The sequence below is a fragment of the Thermanaerothrix daxensis genome (genome assembly GCF_001306145.1).
GTDB classification, from domain to species: domain Bacteria; phylum Chloroflexota; class Anaerolineae; order Anaerolineales; family Anaerolineaceae; genus Thermanaerothrix; species Thermanaerothrix daxensis.
In genome coordinates, this window is sequence record NZ_LGKO01000002.1 from 941773 (window position 1) to 962358 (window position 20586).

Genomic DNA, 20586 nt, shown 5'->3' on the forward strand with positions numbered 1-20586 from the left:
TCAGCGCTGAAAATCAAGCCCCAATTTTGGCGTGCTTGTCTTAAGTAGGTGGAGGACTTAGTTGGGGCTGTATGAGAACAGCGCAATGGACCTCTGGCTGTATTGTTTTTTGGATGTGGGGGTGGATTTTTGTAAAGTGGTTGTTAAATTAAGATATGGGGGCGTTGGGTATAATGAGCGCGAGAGCATCTCCGTAACGGTTAGCAGGAATCTACCATACTCCAATGGTGGAGGTAACATGGCAATCGAGCGCGGCATACAAAGACAATCGCACAGCCAACTGGAAACGTCGAGCGCCCTCTCGACTTGGATAACAAGCGGCTTGCTTGTGCTTGCAGCAATCGGGATCACGCGCGCGGACTGGTGGTTTACTACTTATGTGCCCGGCCAGTGGCCTGCGGGTAACTGGCTGGTACTGCTCTTAGGGGTGGTGGTAGGATCGTTGATCTGGGCTATGGCTTATGGTATCATGGCCCGTTTCGTTTCCTTGCCAGGTATTGATTACCACATGGCCACCCGATTTTTCAGTCCACCGTTGGGTTTTGCAGGTTCGTTTGTGGGGATGGTCGCCTCTGCATTGTTTGCGGGTGGAATGGTGATTGCCTTTTTCCGTTTCTGGTTACCCGGCTTATTCCAAGCAGGAGCATTGGTTTTGCCTCAATATGGGTTGGACTCTCTGGCAGATGCTCTTCAAACCCCTCAAATGACAGCCCTATTGGGAACCCTTAGCATTCTCCTGACGTTCTTGCTTGTTCTATTTGCTCCCCGCGGGGTCAAAATCCTTTTGGTCGTAGGAGCCTTCCTGGTTGTTGTTTGGGGGGGACTGTTGGCATTTTTCCTGCTGTTTCCCTCTGGCAATTTTGTGCGTGTCTACGAAAGTATATACGGGGGTGGGGTGGTAGAGCGTCAGGTTAATCTGGCCGTCTCTTTTGGTTTGATCTTGACGCGGCGACCTGCGTCGTCGTTCCTGATGGGAATGGGGTTGAGCCTGTGGTTCTTTCAGGGGGGTCTTGTGGCGTTATCTGCATACGCCCGGGGATGGGAAAAAGGCTCTTCGAGGGGCTGGCTATGGATGCCCCTGGTTGCGTTAACCATTTTGTTAGGACTTGTCGTTATCTTCTTGCAACGTAACCTTTCCGGTGAACTCCTGGCAGCCCACGGTTGGTTGTACTTGCGTCAAGCCACCCAGGCTGAGTTTTTCTTGCCCTGGTCAGTGTTTTATCTCCTTCTCATCCATCCCTCGCTTGCATTATTGATCTTTTTTATTTTGCTTTGGAGTGTGCTCTTACTCAACTTGCTGCAGGCGTATCTCTACTCAGTCGCGCAAGTTATCGCTGTCTGGGCCAGGGATGGGCTGGTACCATCGAGCTGGGGCTACCAGCGGCGAGGACAACATGTGCCGGTAGTGGCTTTGTTTGCAACCGCCATTTTGGTCTTATTGGGGATGACAATTGGGTTGAATGGTGCCTGGACGGCTTTAGTGGTTTACTACCCTTACGCACTAGCGGTATCAAGTTTAGCGCCATTAACCGCCCTGGTTTTGTATTCATGGCGGCAGGGTGGGCAGTCGAAAGAGTCAAACTCAGCATTCCGATACATGATTACCCCTGTAGGGAGGGTTCTGGTTGGGCTGGCGGGGTTGGTCATGGCGATTAGCGTTCTGTGGGGCGCATTTAGCTTTCCTTTGGAACTGCGCATTTCCCGCGAATTGGGTTTTGCGATCATTCTGCTATGGGTGAGTGGCCTGGGATGGTATTGGGGGCGATTAAATTTCTGGAAGCAGCGGGGATATGATTTGGGTGAAAATTTACACAAGATTCCTGCGCATTTTGAATGATGCTTTGTCCTTGACTACGGGGTTAGAAGCAACTACTCCGAAAAGGTGATTATATCAAAACCCGCCTTACCGCGGGTTTTGATATAATTGCGGGGGTTTGAATATGCGACAAAGAGGATCTGTGTCATGGTTAAAAAGGAGTATCTAGACCTTTATTACCAAATGGTGGTGATTCGCCGTTTGGAAGAACGTGCGGCAGAACTCTACCAACAGGGTAAAATTGGCGGGTTTTTGCACCTTTACATTGGTCAGGAAGCAGTGAGCACCGGCATTATCTCTGTGCGGCGGCCCGAAGATCGGGTGATTACGGCTTACCGTGACCATGGTGTGGCGATTAATTGCGGGGTCTCCGCTAAGGAGGTAATGGCCGAATTGCTCGGCAAGGCCACCGGATGTTCGAAGGGGAAAGGCGGGTCTATGCATCTGGCGGATGTTACGAAGAACTTTTGGGGAGGGCATGCTATTGTGGGTGCGCACCTGCCAATTGCCGCTGGGTTAGCCCTGGGGGATGTTTACCAGAATCAAAAAGCGGTCACCATCTGCATGTTTGGTGATGGCGCTACCAACATTGGCTTTTTCCACGAAGCGCTTAATCTCTCGAAGGTATGGAATCTTCCTGTTCTGTGGGTGTGTGAGAACAATAAATACGGGATGGGAACGGCTGTGGAGCGTGCCTCGGCTGTGCCCGAGATAGCATTGAAAGCGGATGCTTATGGTATGAAGCGTGATCAAGTGGATGGCATGGATGTGATGAAAGTGCGGCAGGTGGCTGCCCGCATGATCGAAGAAATTCGTGCCGGTGGTGGGCCACAATTTCTGGAGGTTTTCACCTATCGTTTCCGGGGCCACTCGATGGGTGATCCTGAACGCTATCGTACCCCCGATGAAGTGCGCAAGTGGCAGCAGGACGACCCAATCGGGATTTATCACAACTATCTGCTGGAGCACAATATTGCCACTGAGGATGAACTTCAAAAAACGATCCGGGAGGCGGAGGAAGAAGTTGAGGAAGCCGTTCGTTTTGCTGAGGCCAGTCCAGAACCGGCGCCTGAAGACCTTTTTAAGCACGTCTATGTCTCAGAAACTTGCTGAGTTGAAGGGGATAATACCATGGCTAGACTGACAATGCGTGAAGCCATTTCACAGGCTCTGTGGGAAGAGATGGAACGTGACCCCAAGGTCTTCATCATGGGTGAAGAGGTAGGGGTTTGGGGGGGAACGTATGCGGTTACCCGCGGCTTTTATGACCACTTCGGTCCCGAGCGAGTGCGGGACACCCCCATCTCAGAGGCAGCGATTGTAGGAGCGGCTATTGGAGCGGCGTTGGTGGGGCTGCGTCCAGTGGCCGAGATTATGACTATCAACTTTGCGTTTGTGGCAATGGATCACATTGTCAACCAGGCAGCAAAATTGCATTATATGTTTGGTGGTCAAATGGTCCTCCCATTGGTCATTCGCACCGTTGGTGGAGGTGGACGGCAATTAGGTGCTACCCATTCTCAGACCCCGGATGCCGTTTTTGCACACTTTCCCGGACTGAAGGTGGTGGCCCCAGGTACACCTGCCGATGCAAAGGGATTGCTTAAAGCGGCGATACGATGCGATGATCCAGTACTTTTCATTGAACATGCCACACTTTATCAACTGCGTGGCGAGGTACCCGAGGGCGACTATACCGTTCCAATTGGTCGGTCAAAGGTGCAGCGCGAGGGCCGGGATGTCACCATTGTAACCTACAGCAAGATGTTGGATATTTCTCTCAAGGCTGCCGAGGAACTGGCCCGCGAGGACATTGAGGTTGAAGTGGTGGATTTGCGCACTCTGCGGCCATTAGATATGGAACCCGTGCTGGAATCGGTCAAAAAGACTAATCGTGCGGTTGTGGTGGAAGAAGGTTGGAAATCCTATGGAGTGGGTGCGGAAGTAGCGGCACGCATATATGAAGAGGCGTTTGACTACCTGGATGCCCCTGTTAAGCGTGTGGCTCAGGTTGAGGTGCCTCTACCATATAATCGCACTTTAGAGCAATTGGCCCTGCCGCAGGTTAAGGATGTGGTTCAGGCGGTCAAGGAGGTGCTCTGATGGCGGAGATAATCACTATGCCCAAATTGGGTTTTGATATGGCCGAAGGTACCCTGGTGCGTTGGTTGAAAGCAGAGGGTGAACCGGTGGCGAAAGGGGAGATTTTGGCAGAGATCGAGACCGATAAAGCCACTGTCGAGGTGGAATCCACGCATAGCGGCATTGTGCACCGTCTGCTGGTAGAAGCGGGTGCGGTGGTTCCGGTTGGCACACCAATTGCCGTTATCGGTGCGCCGGGCGAAAGCATTGAGGAAATCCTACCGGGCGAACAGCCACATCAGGGGATGGAGAAGGAGATGCCCACCCAAGCACCTTCTCAAGCCGCTGAGGAAGCCCTCTCAGTTCCTGAGATTGAGACGACGGGTGGTCTTGCAGGTGAGCGGATCAAGGCTTCTCCGCTGGCACGGCGAATTGCGCGTGAATACCAGATAGACCTGCGTCAGGTTCACGGGACGGGGCCGGGAGGGCGCATTGTGCGTCGCGATGTAGAGGCAGCCCTGGCTATCCAGCCGAAAGTAGCGGAGCCGGCAGTTTCTGCCCAACCGGTAGGAGCAACACCGAGCGCGATACCTGTGCTTGCCTGGCAGCCTATAGGGCAGGTTCCGGAAGATCAGCGCTTGCCGGTAGACCGCTTACGGAGCATCATCGCTCGCCGCATGGTTGAATCCAAACAGCAGGTGCCCCACTTTTACATTACTCGTGAGTATGATATGCGGGCTTTAATGGATCTCCGCAAGGCTCTAAATGCGGAGTTGCCCGAAGATCAGAAGCTTTCCGTTAATGATTTCATTATCAAGGCAGTAGCCCTGACATTACGCCAGTTTCCTGCTCTCAACGCTGCGCTGGTAGGCAATGAAATTGTGCGCTACGGACATATAAATATCGGGGTTGCGGTCGCCCTTGAGAGCGGATTGATGACCGTGGTCTGTCGCGATGCTGATTTGAAACCCCTGCGTCTCATTTCACAGGAGATGAAAGAAATGAGCGCGCGTGCCCGTCAGGGTAGGGTGCGTCCAGAGGATATTGAGGGGTCTACCTTCTCGATCAGTAACCTTGGTATGTTTGGTGTTGAGCATTTTGTGGCGATCATCAATCCCCCCGAGGCAGCCATTTTGGCTGTCGGGGCTGTTCGAGAAGTACCAGTGGTTCAGGACGGGGTATTAGGTGTTGGAATTCGGATGAAGGCTACGCTCTCCGCTGACCACCGGGTCACGGATGGCGCGGAGGCGGCGCGCTTCATGCAATTGCTGGCCGAATTTCTGGAACATCCTTTCCGCTTGGTACTCTGAGATCGAGGGAGATGCAGATCCGGGCGAGAGTAGCATACCGCTCTCGCCCGGTTTGGACTTAAGGGCGTCGCTCGTAAACACGGGTGTAAAGTTCCAGGAACTCAGCCACCTGCTGGATGTAATTCTGAGTTTCCGGGTAGCGAATGATCTCAAGGAAGAGGTCGGGATCTCCCCCTGCAAGGTCCAGCCAAATTTTGGCATTGCCTGGACCAGCATTATAAGCAGCCAGGGCGGCGTACCAATTGTCATTGAAGTAATCGCGTTGCAAAGCCAAGTAACGGGCGCCTAGACGGATGTTAACCATAGGGTTGAGTAAATCTTGCTCCTTGAAGTCGGGCGGCCAACCGTATCGGCTCACCAAATCGGCGGCGGTGGCAGGCATCAGTTGCAGTAGCCCATAGGCGCCTGCTGAGGACTGGACGAAGCTCTCAAAGAAGGACTCTTGCCGCATGAGGCTGAATAACAACAGGGGGTGGAGATTTTCTCGCGTAGCCGCTTCCATTACGATGGGCTTGTAATACAAGCCGAATCGGATGTGGTTGAAATATGCGGGTGCTTCCAGGGTCTGAGCGGGGGTCAAGCCAGCCATATCTAAAAGGCGTCTGGCAGCAAAAATGGCCGTACGGTAGGCACCCAATTCCAATGTGTGGTTCATAAGGCGATAAAGGTTGACGGGATCGTTTTCAAGTGACTGGCGCAGGGTTTCAAATAGATTGCGTGCTGCAATATAGTAGCCCAGGCGCCAGAGTAAATCGGCCCGTTGGAACGTAGGGTTTTCAGCCAGGACTCCCAAATCCCTTAAATCCTCTTCAGGCAGGATGTTAAATTTTTCGCGCAGCCATCTTTCGGCCTGGGGCCGTTCCAAATCAAGATCATAACCGAGGTCATAGTTTAGAGGACCGCTAAAAGGCGGTGAGTTGTCCAGCAATTGTTTGGCACGGATGCCATAGTACTCGAGGGGATCCAGCGAAGCGGCTTCTTGCCAGGCTTGACGTGCCTCCTCCGAATTTCCATTTACCAGGTGACATTTTCCAATCCACAACCAGGCTGCGGCGCGGTCAGCGGGGGTATCGCCAAGCACAAGAAAACGCTGAAATACGGTAAGTGCTTGAGGGTATTTTTGAGCGCGGTAGTAAGCAATTCCGGCCAGAAAGAGCGCGCGATAACTGAGGTCAGCGGAGGGATAGTCGTTTATCAGGTTTTCCCATGTAGCAGCCGCTTCTGTAAGGTAACCACCACGCTCAAGGATGCGCCCGATCTCAAAACGGATTTCTACTGCGTCGGGGGCCGCTGGTACTTGCTGCAGATAGGCTTTGAGGGTGTTGGCAGCGGCATCATAGGTTTCAAGGTAGGCCCATTGAGTGTAGGCCAATTCGCGCCAGGCATTAGGCCAGAGCGGGTCATTGGGATGGGTTTGAATGAGTTCTTGAAGTTCTCTAACGGCTTCAGGGTAGTTTCCAAGGGCGCGCCAGGAAAGAGCGCGGTAAAAATGAGCCTTACCTTCGTGCTCGGGATTGGCTTTAATGTAACGGGTGAATGCCTCAACGGCATAGCCGTACTGACCTGCGTAGTAATCCACCAAACCGCGCTGCAGTTCGTTTACGGGTTGGCCGGCGTTGACCAGTGCTACCAAGCCGGAGTAGGAATCGTAGGCGCGCGGAAAATTGTTAACTGAATCGATGAAACGCGCGTAGGCTTGTTCCGGGTAGCCCAGTTGGAGGTAAATTTGCCCAATACGCAGATTCATTTGAGCTTTGATGTAGTCATTGGTTGAGGTTTCATAGATCTTTAAAAACTGGGTCAGGGCGTTGGTGAAGTCACTGGCAGCCGCATAGGCCTCCCCAATCTTGATTTGCAATGAAAGCGTGTCCCCCTGGGTTGCCTGCATGGCGGCTTGATAGGCCTGGATGGCCCTTTCGTAATCACCAGCGCTCATCAGAGCATCGCCACGTAAGGTTTGAACAAGATCGTCCACCACCCCGGGCCTCAATTCCAGAAAACGTGCATAGGCATCAGCCGCCTTAAGGTAGTCTCCCTGGGCGCTGTAAGCCCGGCCCAGCCAAAAATAACCCTCAGGAGTGACTGTGGAAGGAGGGTGTTCTTCTACCAGGGTTCGGAAGGTATCTGCGGCCTCGGTAAAGTTGCCTTCCTGGAAATATGTCTCCCCAATTCCTAAAAGTGCTATGGCTTGCACCTCGGAATCCGGGCTACTCAATGCCGCCTGACGGTATTCCTCGCGCGCTGCTGCGAAGTCTCCAAGTTGCTTTAGGGTTTCTGCGTTATGGATTCGGGTGGTGGGACTAGGGGTGGGCGTGACCGTAGGCGAGGGAGAAGGGGTCGCAGAAAGGACACCGGACCGGGAAGAGGGTGCGTTTGAAGAGGTGGTCGGGTTGGATTGGAGGCCCTCTAAAGGCAGATTACATGCCAGGGCTATCCAAACCAAAAGGGCGGGGATGAGTAGGATTCTTAACCGAAACTTGTGCATGATAGTAGCCTTATACTTGAGGTTAGATTTTAAGTCAACTGGAGTGGGAGGCCAGACACTTGTTCTGATCGTCAGGGGTAAAATTAACCCTGAAAGGGTGATCCAAAAGGTGATAATTTTCACGTGCTCTGAGTAAAGACTCAGTTGCCTTTCATAGAGTACTGAGGAATTATATAAGCAATTAAGTTTGCTCAACAAGGAGTAGTTTTATGGATGCTCAGGCACTCTTGCTCTCACAATGGCAATTCGCAGTTACCTCAGTTTATCACTTCTTTTTCGTCCCGCTGACTTTAGGCCTTTCGGTTATAGTGGCCCTCATGGAAACATTTTATGTGCGCACAGGCAATGACCTTTACCTGCGCATGACGAAGTTTTGGGGTAAATTGTTCGTGATCAATTTTGCCATGGGGGTTGTGACCGGGATTGTGCAGGAATTTCAGTTTGGGATGAACTGGTCCGAGTATGCGCGGTATGTTGGAGATGTGTTTGGTGCTCCTTTGGCAATCGAGGCTTTATTGGCATTTTTCATAGAATCTACCTTTTTGGGAGTATGGATTTTTGGATGGGATCGCCTTTCGAAAGGAATGCATGCGCTGGCAATGTGGTTGGTGGCCCTAGCCTCGAATCTCTCGGCATTTTGGATTCTGGTGGCTAACTCGTTTATGCAAGCCCCAGTTGGTTATGCGGAGCAAGGGGGACGGTTGGTGATGCAGGATTTTGGGGCTCTGTTGACCAATCGCTATGTATGGGGCCAATTCCCTCACACAGTTTTCTCGGGTTTCTCCACAGCTGCATTTTTTGTTTTAGGAATCAGCGCCTATCACCTGCTGCGGAAACGCCATGAGGAGATCTTCAAACGCTCGTTTCAAATTGCTTCCGTGTTTGGAGTTCTTTCAATCTTCATGGTAATTTTGATTGGCCATACCCAGGCCCAGAGGATGGTGGAATTCCAACCCATGAAGATTGCCTCGGCGGAGGCGTTGCTTCGCTCTGAAAATCCGGCCTCATTCTCGCTTTTGAGTATTGTGGACCAGGCAACAATGCGGGAGGTTATTTCAATTCGTATTCCTCGCGTACTCAGTCTTCTGGCGTATAACCGTTTGGAAGGGGAAGTTAAAGGGGTGCTAGATTTACAAAATGAATACCAAGCGCGCTTTGGTCCGGGGAACTATGTGCCGGATATTACGGTCACCTATTGGTCATTCCGTCTCATGGTTGGAAGTGGCTTCCTAATGTTTTTCCTGGCGGCCTATGCGCTCTTCCGTGTGATGCGCCGTGAGATCACACAACCCCTTTTCAAGTTTCTAAACGTCTACCCGCTGGCTATAGCCTTGCCTTATCTGGCTAACATCAGCGGCTGGTTGTTGACTGAGATGGGGCGTCAGCCTTGGGTGGTGTATGGAAAATTGCGCACCGCAGACGCGATCTCTCCCAATCTAACCGGAGGGATGGTGCTGTCCACGCTAATTGGGTTCACCCTGGTGTATGGAGCACTGATGGCGGCAGATATCTATTTGTTGGCCAAGTACGCCAAAGCCGGTCCGGAGCCAGCGCAAGCGTCTCGTCCCTTAGAAGAGCAGGCCTACTGGGAGTAAAAACGGGGAGGGCGTCATGGACTTGAATACCTTGTGGTTTGTGCTGATCGCAGTTCTGTTCATTGGCTACTTTGTCCTGGATGGCTTCGATTTAGGAGTGGGCATTTTGTTGCCTTTTCTAGGGAAGGATGATAAGGAACGAAGGATGATTATCAATGCTATAGGGCCCCACTGGGATGGGAATGAAGTGTGGCTAATTACGGCGGGTGGGGCAATGTTTGCGGCTTTTCCACTCTGGTATGCCACGCTTTTTAGCGGTTTTTACCTAGCTTTTTTCCTACTGTTGATTGGGCTTATCTTCCGCGGTATTGGCCTGGAGTTCCGCAGCAAAGATGAGAATCCGGTTTGGCGGCGCTTCTGGGATTGGGCGATCTGCGTGGGTAGTTTTATCCCGGCATTGCTGTGGGGGGTTGCCCTGGCTAACTTTGTGCGGGGTGTCCCGATCAATGCTATGAAATACTATGTGGGGAACTTTGGGGATCTCCTGAATCCCTACGCACTGTTAGGCGGGTTGGTCTCCCTCTTGGGCTTTACGTTGCATGGGGCGCTGTTTTTGGCACTTAAGACCGGGGAGCCCATTCTGAGCCGCGCCTGCCAAACGGCCCGGAGGCTCTGGTGGCCAACCGCTGTGGTGTTATTGGCATTCACGATTGCGACGTATGTTTTTACGGATATCTACCAGCGTCTTGGGGTTAACCCGGGGCCAGTACCCATCGGGGCTGTGCTTTCGCTGATGGCAGCAGGATGGTTTATCCATCAGAAGCATGAAGGGTGGGGGTTTACAATGACCACACTGACGATCATTCTTTCGGCAAGCACTATTTTCCTTACCCTTTACCCGCGAGTGTTGGTCTCCAGCCTGGATCCCAACTTTAGTCTTACAATATATAACAGTGCTTCGGGGATAAACACTTTACGCACAATGACCATTGTGGCGTTGATCTTGGTGCCCTTTGTGCTGGTCTATCAGGGTTGGAGTTATTGGGTTTTTCGACGGCGTATAACCGGGCGACAAGAGGAATTACATTACTAAACCGGAGTGTTAATTGGGGTTTTGATTTTCTGGTAAGGGGCTTTACCAATTACCTGCGCTGGCTTAGAATTATGCAGGTATTTTGAAGCGAGAGGTGAAGCATGAGTTCATGGCAAAAACAATCTATTGTAGCCAATAATGCGCCGAAGGCAATTGGTCCGTATTCAATGGCTATTAAAGCAGGGCCCTTCCTTTTTGTTTCGGGCCAATTAGGTCTAGATCCTGTCACGGGCGATCTTGTCAGCGGGGGGGTGGCGGCAGAGACGCGCCAGGCTCTTAACAATCTTAAGGCCATCCTGGAGGCAGCGGGTAGCAGCCTGGAGGCAGTTGTAAAGACCACAGTCTTCTTGCGCGATATAGGTGAATTTTCCACCGTGAATCAGGTTTACAATGAATTCTTTACCCAAAACCCTCCTGCGCGCTCGGCCATCCAAGCTGCGGCTTTGCCCCGTGGTGCAGCGGTTGAGATCGAGGCGATCGCCTTACTACCGGATGTGTCTTCGTGATGGCGGAGAAGGGTAGAACCGTGCTTATTCTCGAGAAATAGGGGACAGAGGCGCGGGCTATATGCGATCCGTGTCGGTGATTGTCCCTTGTTACAATGAAGAAGCGCATATTGGGTTTCTTCTAGAGGCGCTGGTCAAGCAAACCTATCCCCTGGATCACCTGGAGGTGATCATTGCCGATGGCATGTCGACTGATCGCACTCGGGAGGTCATTGCCGGGTTTGCCCATACCCATCCGGAATTACGGATAAGGCTGGTAGACAATCCCAAGCGCATCATTCCCGCGGCCCTTAACGCTGGCCTGGCAGCGGCTCAAGGGGATTATGTGGTTCGGCTGGATGCGCATTCAATTCCAGCACCCGACTACATTGCGCGATGTGTTACTGATTTAGAAGCAGGCCTGGGTGATAATGTGGGAGGGGTTTGGATTATTCGCCCGGCTTGCCCTGACTGGATTGCGCGCTCAATTGCCATTGCAGCGGCGCATCCGCTGGGGGTGGGAGACGCGCGTTATCGGCATGGGGGAAGCCCTGGATGGGTGGACACTGTGCCATTTGGAGCATTTCGACGCGATTTGTTTGAGCAAATTGGATGCTTCGACGAGACCCTCCTGACAAACGAGGATTATGAGTTCAATGCCAGGCTGCGCGGACAAGGCAGAAGAGTTTATTTGGATCCGCAGATCCGTTCTGAGTATATTGCTCGTCCAACTTTGGGTGCCCTGGCACGGCAATATTGGCGATATGGGTATTGGAAGTTTCAGATGCTGCGCCGTTACCCCAAGACGTTGCGCTGGCGGCAAGCCCTCCCCCCTATATTTGTTTCAGGAATTCTGGGATTGTTGCTGCTGTCGCTCTTCTGGTCGTGGGCTGCTTACCTCTTGTTGATCGTTTTGGTAACGTACCTTGGAACATTGCTAATTGGAGCATTGCCCGCCGCTTGGCGGATGAGGGAAGTCCGCTATTTGGTGGGTGTGCCTTTGGCCATTGCGACCATGCATTTTGCCTGGGGAATGGGTTTCCTGTGGAGTCTGATAACCTGGCTTTTGGGAAGGAAAACCTGAGTTTACATGAGCGTGGAACCTGACCTGACCTCAATTCAACCCAAGTGGCGTTTACGGCCTTCGGAGCGCCGTTCGACCCTATTTGTGGTGGATCTTATCATTGCAATTGGATCATTGGTTTTTGCATTGTACTTTTGGGCTTCGGGGGGTGAGTTTCTCTCCTTCTCGCTCGAATTCCTACGTTATCGAGTTCCATTTTGGTTTTATCTATTGCCGGTTATCTGGCTGTTGATGCTGGTTGAATCGTACAATCCAAGCCGGGTCAATATTCGTTCAGAAGCATATCGCGAAGTGACCATTGCGGCCATTGCTGGGTTTGCGTTCTACCTGATCATTTTCTTCCTCTCAGAACCGAATTCATTGCCCCGCCGGGGTGTGGCGGCTTTCTTCGCTTCTGCCTATGTGCTGACCATGCTTTGGCGCTTCATCTATATAAAACTATTTACTTTGCCGCTATTCATGCGGCGGGTGCTGATTGTAGGGGCTGGCAAAGCGGGCTCTCATCTGGCCCAAATCATTCGAGAAATGTGGCCGCCACCCTTCTATCTGGTAGGATTGGTGGATGATGATCCTGATAAAATTGGCATCGAAATTGCGGGCTATCCGGTCTTGGGGAGTGGTGAAGATATTTTTCGCCTAATACGCGATCACCAAGTCACCGATCTGGTGATTGCAATTTCGGGAGAGATGAATCCAAACCTGTTTGCTACGTTGTTGGAAGCGGAAGAGCAGGGCATTGAAGTGACCACCATGCCTACCCTGTATGAGGAACTGTTAGGGCGGGTCCCTATTTTCTTGCTTCAGTCGGATTGGATTTTACGATCATTTGTAGATCAGGCGCATATGGGTGGATTCTTTGAACTCGCCAAGCGCTTGCTGGATATCGTTGGTGGCCTTATCGGCACTGCACTCATGTTGGGGTTGTTTCCCTTTATTGCCCTGGCTATTTACCTGGAATCCGGACGCCCTATTTTCTATACCCAGACTCGCCTGGGAAAGAACGGACGGCCATATAAAATCATCAAGTTTCGCACCATGATTCAAGATGCCGAGAAGGATGGCATTCCTCGCACTACCGCGGAAAATGATCAGCGCACAACGAAAGTGGGGCGCTTTCTTCGGCGCAGTCACCTGGATGAGTTACCCCAGTTTATCAATGTGTTACGCGGTGAAATGAGCCTGGTAGGCCCTCGATCGGAGCGCCCTGAAATTGTGCAGGAATACCAGAAGGCCTTGCCTTTCTATCGAGCGCGTCTGTTCGTGAAGCCGGGGATTACCGGGTGGGCGCAAGTCAACTTTGGTTATGCCGAGGACGTGCGCTCGAACGCCATTAAACTGGAGTATGATTTGTACTACATCAAACATCGCAGTTTGACCCTGGACTTGCTCATCCTGATCCGCACCATTGGTACTGTAATTGGTTTAAAAGGACGCTAAGCCGTGAAAACTAAACCGTTTCTAAGAAATCGGTATGTGCTGTTGGGGGATCTTCTCCTCATTGTTATTTCGGTGCTGGGGAGTTATGCACTACGCTTTGAACTGGGGGCTCAATTTTTTGATTATCTACCTTCCGCTTTATGGATGATCGGTTTTGGGGTGGTCATTAAGCCGTTGGTGTATCACTTGTTTGGCCTGTACCAGCGGATTTGGGCTTATGCGAGTGTCGAAGAACTAGAGTTAATCGTTGTGGCGGTGACAGCGGCTTCGATCTTGCTCTCAGGGGGTATGGTCATTGCCCTTTCCTTGGGGGCATTTGTGGGAATGCCTCGATCAGTACTGGTAATTGATTGGCTGCTTTCCTTGATCCTTGCGGGTGGGTTGCGATTCTCTTTTCGCCTGATGGCTGAAGGCCGTGGGCAGGGCACGGCTTTGATGTCAAAACCGCGACGAGTATTAATTGTGGGGGCTGGGGATGCAGGTGCGCTGGTAGTGCGCGAAATGCAAAAGAACCCCCAACTAAACCTGCAACCTATTGGCTTTTTAGATGATAATCCAGCCAAACAGAAGCAACAAATTCACGGCGTGCCAGTCATAGGCACGCTGAACGAACTGGCCCAGGTGCTGGAACGCCAGCAGGTTGATGAGGTCATCATTGCCATTCCCAGCGCACCGGGCCGGGTGGTACGTGTAGTAGCCGATATTGCGCGCTTAAGGGGCGTACCTTTCCGAACCATGCCCGGAATTTACGAGCTTCTGGGTGGTAAGGTGAGTGTGAGTCGCTTGCGAGAGGTGGATATTAGCGATCTTTTGCGACGCGAGCCCCTGCAGGTGAACGAAGATCTGGTGGGGGCAGCGCTGAGTAGCCGCGTGGTGTTGGTGACGGGCGCAGGGGGCTCTATAGGACGTGAGTTATGTCGGCAGATTGCCCGTTGGGGACCCAAATTGCTAATCCTTCTCGGGCATGGGGAGAACAGCATCTTTGAGACCCTGCTAGAACTTCGGGAGAGTTACCCGGCGCTTAATATGCAGCCGGTGATTGCAGATATTCGTGATCGTCCCCGCTTGGAAGTGGTTTTTAACGAATTCCGCCCAGAAGTAGTGTTTCATGCCGCTGCTCATAAGCACGTGCCCCTCATGGAAATCAATGTTGAGGAAGCCGTCACAAATAATGTGTTAGGGACGCTTAATTTGGTCGAAGTGTCAATGGCTTACCTGGTTGAGCGCTTTGTGTTTATTTCGACCGATAAGGCCATTCGTCCAGTCAATGTAATGGGTGCTACGAAGCGTCTGGCTGAGATGATCGTCCTCAATGCTGCTCAGCGTTCCGGTGGACGGTATTCAGTGGTGCGTTTTGGAAATGTCTTGGGTAGCCGTGGAAGCGTGGTGCCGATTTTCAAGCGCCAAATTGCGCAGGGCGGGCCGGTAACGGTTACCCATCCAGATATGAAACGGTATTTTATGACCATTCCCGAAGCCGCACATCTGGTTTTGCAGGTGGCTGGAATGGGACGTGGTGGCGATACGTTTCTGCTCAACATGGGTCAGCAGATTCGTGTTCTCGACCTGGCAGAGGACCTTATCCGTCTCTCCGGGTTAGAGCCGGGACGAGATATCGAAATTGTATTTACGGGAGTTCGTCCCGGTGAAAAACTCAGTGAGGATTTGTGGGACGAAGGAGTCTCCCTGCGGGTGACCGAGCACCCCGATATCTTCCGGGTAGAGAACCAGGAAGTTTTGGAAGGTGAAATGCTTTATCAGATTATCGCTGAGCTGGTGAAATTAGCCCGTGAGGGAGATCGTGAGAAAATTATGGCTTTGTTAGATGAGGTGATCCCCGGCTCGGCCATACGCAGCACACCTCCACCAGAATTGACCTCGGTGGTCTAATGCCCCAATTGAATTACGCTGAGTGGGAAGCCTTTCTTCGTGACCATCCGGAAGCCCATCTTCTGCAAACTCCTATGTGGGGGATGTTCAAGGCGGAGTTCGGCTGGCGGGTTGCGTGGGTGGTAACAGAGGAGGCGGGGGTTCAGGTTTTGTTTCGCCGCTTACCGCTGGGATTAAGCATTGCTTATATTCCAAAGGGACCGGTTGGGCGGAACTGGGCGGCGCTGTGGTCAGAAGTGGAAGCCTTGTGTCGGCAGTTTCGGGCCATCTTCCTCAAGGTAGAACCCGATGCCTGGGAGCCTTTGGAGTTTGATCCTCAAGAGCAATTGCCTGGTTTTCGCCCTGCCGAACCGATCCAACCGCGTCGCACCATTGAGATCAGTTTAGAGGGGGCTGAAGAAGAATGGTTGGAGCGGATGAAGCAAAAAACCCGTTATAACATCCGCCTGGCTCAGAAAAAAGGGGTGGTCGTTCGTGAATCGCGGGATCTTTCCGCGTTTTATGCCTTGATGGAAATGACAGGCCGGCGAGACGGTTTTGGCATACATACCTCGGATTACTACGAACGCGCTTATCAAAAGTTTGCTCCGGGCGGTCACTGCGTGTTGTTGATGGCGGAGTATGAGGGCATGCCGCTGGCGGGCTTGATGGCCTTTGCCTGGGGACATCGAGCGTGGTATTTCTATGGTGCTTCGAGCGATCAGGAACGCCATCGCATGCCGACCTATCTTTTACAATGGGAAGCCATGCGTTGGGCAGCCCAACGGGGATGCCGGGTGTATGATTTATGGGGCATTCCCGATGCGGATGAAACCACATTGGAAGCCGAATTTGCCCGACGTTCTGAAGGGTTGTGGGGAGTATACCGGTTCAAACGCGGTTTTGGAGGTCGTGTGCGGCGTTCAGTCGGTGCATGGGATAAGATTTATCAGCCCAGTTTATACCGTATTTACCGCTGGTTCATGCGATTCCGTCGGCGAGGAGAACCTGGATGATCTCCCTGGAACGATTTGAAGATCGGGTGGCTTGGGATCATCTATTGGCCAGCCTTCCTGGAGCTCACATTCTGCAAACCTGGGAATGGGGGCATATTAAATCCTCTTATGGGTGGCAACCTTTCCCTTGTGTGTGGAGGGACGAGTTAGGAAATGTACGTGCTATGGCTTTAGTCCTGCGTCGTCCATTAAGTTTCGCGGGGAAAATGTTGCCCCTGAGTGTGATGTACGTACCCCGCGGTCCAGTCCTGGAGTGGTCAGATGTTGCTTTGCGGCGGCAGGTCCTGAAAGATTTACATCAGTTGGCACGGGTTCAGGGGGCCATATTTATCAAAATAGATCCGGATTTGGAAGCGGGGCGAGGCATTCCGGGCACACCTGAAGCGTGGGAACATCCTGTTGCGGATGAAACCGTTAAGGACTTAAAGGCGAGGGGGTGGCATTTTTCCACGGAACAAGTGCAGTTCCGGAACACCTTTATCCTCTCGCTGGATGGTGAGGAAGAAGCATGGTTGAGGCGGATGAAGCAAAAAACTCGTTACAATATTCGTCTGGCTCAACGCAAGGGAGTGCTGGTGCGACGGGCTCTTCCCGAAGATTTGTCGGTATTGTATCGCATGTATGCAGAAACATCGGTGCGTGATGGTTTTGTGATTCGCCCTGAGGCTTACTACCGGCAGGTTTGGGAAACTTTTATGCAAACCGGAATGGCGGAACCCCTCCTTGCAGAGGTGGAAGGGGTTCCAGTGGCCGGTTTGGTGATGTTTGTTTTTGCTCGTCGTGCTTGGTACTTTTATGGCATGTCTCGCGAACTGCATCGGGATAAAATGCCCAATTACTTGCTTCAATGGGAAGCCATGCGTCTGGCGCGCGCCCGAGGGTGCCGGCTTTACGATTTATGGGGCGCACCCGATGAATTCAACGAAGATGATCCTATGTGGGGAGTTTTTCGATTTAAGCAAGGGCTGGGCGGGGAGGTGGTACGCTGGATTGGGGCGTGGGACTTACCGGTACGACGGCAATGGTATACTTTGTACACCCGTCTCATTCCACGCTTGCTTGCTTGGATGCGTCGCCGCACCCAGGATAGACTTCGCCGAGAGGTGAGTTTATGATTCCGCGAATTCGTATCGCCCATTTACCCACTCCTGTTGAGCCCTTACCGCGACTGAGCACGATTCTGGGCGGCCCCCGTCTCTGGGTCAAGCGAGACGACCAGACCGGATTGGCTCTAGGTGGGAACAAAACGCGTAAATTGGAATTCGTGGTGGCAGAGGCACAGGCACATGGGGCCCAAACCTTGATTACGGTGGGGGCCGTTCAATCCAATCATTGCCGTCAAACTGCTGCCCTGGCGGCCCGTTTGGGGTTGGAATGTGCACTGGTGCTTTTCGGTGAGTCCCCTAAGAACCCCTCAGGCAATTATTTGCTGGATCGTCTGTTCGGAGCGGAGGTCACCTGGGCAACTCGAGAAACTTATGAGGCTGTTTTGCAAGAGACTTTCGAGAAGGCCTGGGCTGAAGGACGGCGGCCCTATCTTATTCCGCTGGGTGCCTCAACCCCGCTTGGAGCAATTGCCTATGCATATGCCTTCAAAGAGTTCGCGGAACAAGGGATCGAGGCGGACTGGATTGTGTTGGCTTCATCTTCAGCGGGCACGCAGGCTGGCCTGGTATTGGGTGCGCGATTGAGCGGTTGGCGTGGTCGGATCTTGGGAATCAGCGTAGATCATCCTGCGGGTTGGGTCAAAGAGCGTGTGGCGGAATTGGCCTCGCAGGCTGCTGATCGGCTGGGTGAATCAGTACGAATTGCGCCTCATGAAGTGGAAGTGAATGATAGTTATATCGGGGCTGGCTATGGGGTGATGGGTCACCGGGAGGTTGAGGCTATTCAACTTTTTGCCCGCCATGAAGGGCTCTTGTTGGATCCTGTTTACACAGGGCGCGCCGCGGCGGGAATGATAGATCTGATTCGGAGTGGTTTTTTCAAGCCGGGCGAGCGCGTTCTTTTCTGGCATACCGGCGGTATACCGGCGCTCTTTGCGGATCGCTATGCCCCTAACTTGTTATGAGCGCTTTGTCTAAGGACTGGGCAGACGAAGGGGAGGTCGCCAGGCGGCACCAAAGTCGAAGTCTTTATCAGTGGTCAAACGGATACGGTTACCGCCATTGATGGTCATGATGTAAATGTCGTGGTTGGTGCCGTCTGGCCAGGATTCGAAAGCCAACCAATTGCCATCGGGTGAGAGACTAACTTTTGCCACCGGACCAACGTCGGGTTCGTTTTTAGGAGGAATGCGCACCTCCTTGTTAGGAGTGCCACGATCTTCGTAACGCATACTCATCAGCCAGGGGATGTTTGAGGAAGGTCTCATCTGGCTGTAAAAGATGACGCTTCCATCTAAACTCCAGGCTGGCCACAGGTTGTTTAACTCCCCACTTACGGTGAGACGGATGGGGTATTGTCCGGTGTCGGACATGATCCAAATTTGGCTGTATGGGGCTTCGCGTACGAAGGCGATTTGAGAGCCTGTTGGCGACCAGGCTGGTTGTTTTTCAACATACCGTGAATCGGTGAGGCGTAAAAGCGTGTTGTTGCTAAGATCATACACGTAGATATCGGGTTGTCCCGCTCGTAAAGAGGTAAACGCAATTCGGTTGCCATCCGGTGACCAGGCTGGGTCGAAGTCGGCGGCTGGACTGGGAGGTAAGGGTAGCAATTCAGGCGCTCTACCATTGACGACATCCAGGACATAAATTTTGGTACCTTCGTAGAGATTGCGCTTCTCACGACAAGGGGAGATGAAAGCCAATCGCTGTCCATCAGGCGACCAGGTTGGTTGACAAGCACCATCCGGTAAACTGGTAATGGGGCGTTGATTGGTGCCATCAGCATTCATTAGCCAGATTTGCATGATGCCGGTGCGATTAGACGCGAATGCAATCTCGCCACTTCCGCCAAATGGTGTGGGGGCTGGTGTAAAGGTTGGGGTGGGAATGAGGGATGGAGGGGGCTGGGTGTTGGGCAAAGTAGGCGTGAGAGTGGGAATCAATGTCGCAGGCGCAGAGGTGGGCTCTGAACTGATACTTATAACTGGCAAAGTCGCAGTCAATACTGGGGTATAGACTGGCTCAAGATTCTCAGTTGGGGTGGAGGTTGGAGTAACCGGCCGTGCCGCCAGGTTCAAAATCTGACCACGCACCCATTGGGGAGCATCCGGGACCAGGATAAACAGAAGGGCTAACACTAATGCCGTGATCCCTGTTCCAACCAGTCGCCAGACCCGCTGGCGACCTTTGCGGTTGGTGATGGGGCGCGGGGTAGGGGGGTGAATGGGGCTGGAGGTGGGTAGGGGTTGGGTAAGGACTTTTTCGCCTTCCCCTATCGCGCTAGCAGTGGGCAGAGGGGGTTCTATTTGAGGAGGTGGAATGACAGTCAGTTCTTCTAAAAGGGGTGGTAAATTGCTGGCTTCCATCAGAGCCCGCTTGAAATCACTGGCCGTCTGATAACGCTTTTCAGGTTCTACGGCGAGCGCCTTTTCGATCACACTGGCCAGGCGGCGTGAAACTTTCGGTGCCAACTGGCGTACTGGGGTTAGTTCAGCCTGCCCGGTGAGGCGTGCGAGTCCATCTTCAGGGATAACCCCGGTTAGAGCGGCATAAAGGGTGGCGCCCAGGGAGTAGATGTCTGTGCGAGCGTCGGTAGGGGCCACTCCGTACTGTTCAGGGGGTGAGTAACCGGGTGTCATCGCGCGTGCGCCAGTTGTGGTGCGCTGGTCCTCGAGCATCAACTTGGCTAGCCCAAAATCCACCAGAATGATTTTTCCCTCGGGGGTAACCTTGATATTGCCGGGCTTAATATCGCGGTGGATAATGGGAGGGCGGCGCGAATGGAGATATTCCAGTGCGTTGCAAATGGCTATCCCAATTCGAATGACTTCATTTTCGCTCAGCGTGCCCAACCGTTCAATGCGCTGGCGTAAATCCTCCCCCTCAATGTAGTCCATTACCAGATACTGTCCCTGGTTGGGAATGGCAAAGTAATCTATTACTCGCGGCAGGTTAGGGTGGCGCACACTGGCCAGAATATTGGCCTCGCGTTGAAATTGGCGGGCGTATTCTTCGGCCAGGAAGAGATTTTCTTTGACCGCGACCTGGATGCCTAGGTTTTCATCCACAGCATGGTAAATGGCCCCCATACCCCCCTGAGCCAGGGTCGAGACTATCCGATAGCGCCGATTCAGTATCGTGCCTGGAGTGAGTGCCATTGCCTCAATTTTAACGGTATCCGGGCAAACTTCACAATAAACTTGGAGTTTAAGTTTTTGAGCCCTGGTATTACACCCGAAATCCTCTCTCAACCCATGCTATAATC

The 20586-nt window shown here is 52.6% G+C and carries 15 protein-coding genes; 13 read left to right on the forward strand and 2 right to left on the reverse strand.

The window, feature by feature from the left end; translation table 11 throughout:
- Positions 1 to 238 precede the first annotated feature (238 nt).
- The 4 genes from SE15_RS04690 (at position 239) to SE15_RS04705 (ending at position 5208) form a co-directional block, all read left to right on the forward strand.
- Positions 239 to 1837, forward strand: a complete 1599-nt coding sequence (locus tag SE15_RS04690; RefSeq protein ID WP_054520931.1) for an APC family permease — start codon at positions 239 to 241, stop codon at positions 1835 to 1837.
- A gap of 126 nt (positions 1838 to 1963) precedes the next feature.
- Positions 1964 to 2929, forward strand: a complete 966-nt coding sequence (gene pdhA, locus SE15_RS04695; protein WP_054520932.1) for a pyruvate dehydrogenase (acetyl-transferring) E1 component subunit alpha — start codon at positions 1964 to 1966, stop codon at positions 2927 to 2929.
- An 18-nt stretch (positions 2930 to 2947) separates the two neighbouring features.
- Positions 2948 to 3919 (forward strand): alpha-ketoacid dehydrogenase subunit beta, encoded by a 972-nt coding sequence (locus tag SE15_RS04700; RefSeq protein ID WP_054520933.1) that lies wholly within the window; start codon positions 2948 to 2950, stop codon positions 3917 to 3919.
- On the forward strand, positions 3919 to 5208 hold the full coding sequence (locus SE15_RS04705) for a dihydrolipoamide acetyltransferase family protein (protein WP_054520934.1): 1290 nt from the start codon (positions 3919 to 3921) through the stop codon (positions 5206 to 5208). The genes SE15_RS04700 and SE15_RS04705 overlap by 1 nt, the downstream gene beginning before the upstream one ends.
- A 58-nt stretch (positions 5209 to 5266) precedes the next feature.
- On the opposite strand, the gene SE15_RS04710 is transcribed toward SE15_RS04705, so the two are convergent.
- Positions 5267 to 7693 carry a lytic transglycosylase domain-containing protein gene (locus tag SE15_RS04710; RefSeq protein WP_083461699.1) on the reverse strand — a complete coding sequence of 809 codons (2427 nt, stop codon included), beginning with the start codon at positions 7691 to 7693 and terminating at the stop codon, positions 5267 to 5269.
- Positions 7694 to 7902: 209 nt separating this feature from the next.
- Between SE15_RS04710 and SE15_RS04720 the strand changes: the two genes are divergently transcribed.
- From SE15_RS04720 to SE15_RS04760, 9 genes are all read left to right on the forward strand, one after another.
- Positions 7903 to 9288 carry a cytochrome ubiquinol oxidase subunit I gene (locus tag SE15_RS04720; RefSeq protein WP_054520937.1) on the forward strand — a complete coding sequence of 462 codons (1386 nt, stop codon included), beginning with the start codon at positions 7903 to 7905 and terminating at the stop codon, positions 9286 to 9288.
- A 16-nt stretch (positions 9289 to 9304) separates the two neighbouring features.
- Positions 9305 to 10321, forward strand: a complete 1017-nt coding sequence (gene cydB / locus SE15_RS04725; protein ID WP_054520938.1) for a cytochrome d ubiquinol oxidase subunit II — start codon at positions 9305 to 9307, stop codon at positions 10319 to 10321.
- A 101-nt stretch (positions 10322 to 10422) separates the two neighbouring features.
- Entirely contained in the window at positions 10423 to 10827 is a 405-nt protein-coding gene (locus tag SE15_RS04730) for a RidA family protein (RefSeq protein ID WP_054520939.1), read from the forward strand.
- Positions 10828 to 10888: 61 nt separating this feature from the next.
- Entirely contained in the window at positions 10889 to 11890 is a 1002-nt protein-coding gene (locus SE15_RS04735) for a glycosyltransferase family 2 protein (protein ID WP_054520940.1), read from the forward strand.
- Between the two features lie 6 nt (positions 11891 to 11896).
- A complete protein-coding gene (locus SE15_RS04740; RefSeq protein WP_054520941.1) occupies positions 11897 to 13327 on the forward strand; it encodes a sugar transferase in 1431 nt (476 codons plus the stop codon).
- A 3-nt stretch (positions 13328 to 13330) separates the two neighbouring features.
- Complete coding sequence (locus SE15_RS04745) at positions 13331 to 15217, forward strand: polysaccharide biosynthesis protein (RefSeq protein WP_083461700.1); 1887 nt, start codon at positions 13331 to 13333, stop codon at positions 15215 to 15217.
- The gene (locus tag SE15_RS04750; protein WP_054520943.1) at positions 15217 to 16212 is read left to right on the forward strand and encodes a lipid II:glycine glycyltransferase FemX; all 996 of its coding nucleotides are present in this window, start codon (positions 15217 to 15219) and stop codon (positions 16210 to 16212) included. The genes SE15_RS04745 and SE15_RS04750 overlap by 1 nt, the downstream gene beginning before the upstream one ends.
- Positions 16209 to 17327: a lipid II:glycine glycyltransferase FemX gene (locus SE15_RS04755; protein ID WP_054520944.1), complete on the forward strand. Its 1119-nt coding sequence runs from the start codon at positions 16209 to 16211 to the stop codon at positions 17325 to 17327. The genes SE15_RS04750 and SE15_RS04755 overlap by 4 nt, the downstream gene beginning before the upstream one ends.
- Positions 17324 to 18283, forward strand: a complete 960-nt coding sequence (locus SE15_RS04760; RefSeq protein WP_054520945.1) for a D-cysteine desulfhydrase family protein — start codon at positions 17324 to 17326, stop codon at positions 18281 to 18283. The genes SE15_RS04755 and SE15_RS04760 overlap by 4 nt, the downstream gene beginning before the upstream one ends.
- 9 nt (positions 18284 to 18292) lie before the next feature.
- Here the strand turns inward: SE15_RS04760 and SE15_RS04765 are convergent, their stop codons facing one another.
- On the reverse strand, positions 18293 to 20479 hold the full coding sequence (locus SE15_RS04765) for a WD40 repeat domain-containing serine/threonine protein kinase (protein ID WP_054520946.1): 2187 nt from the start codon (positions 20477 to 20479) through the stop codon (positions 18293 to 18295).
- Between the last annotated feature and the right edge of the window lie 107 nt (positions 20480 to 20586).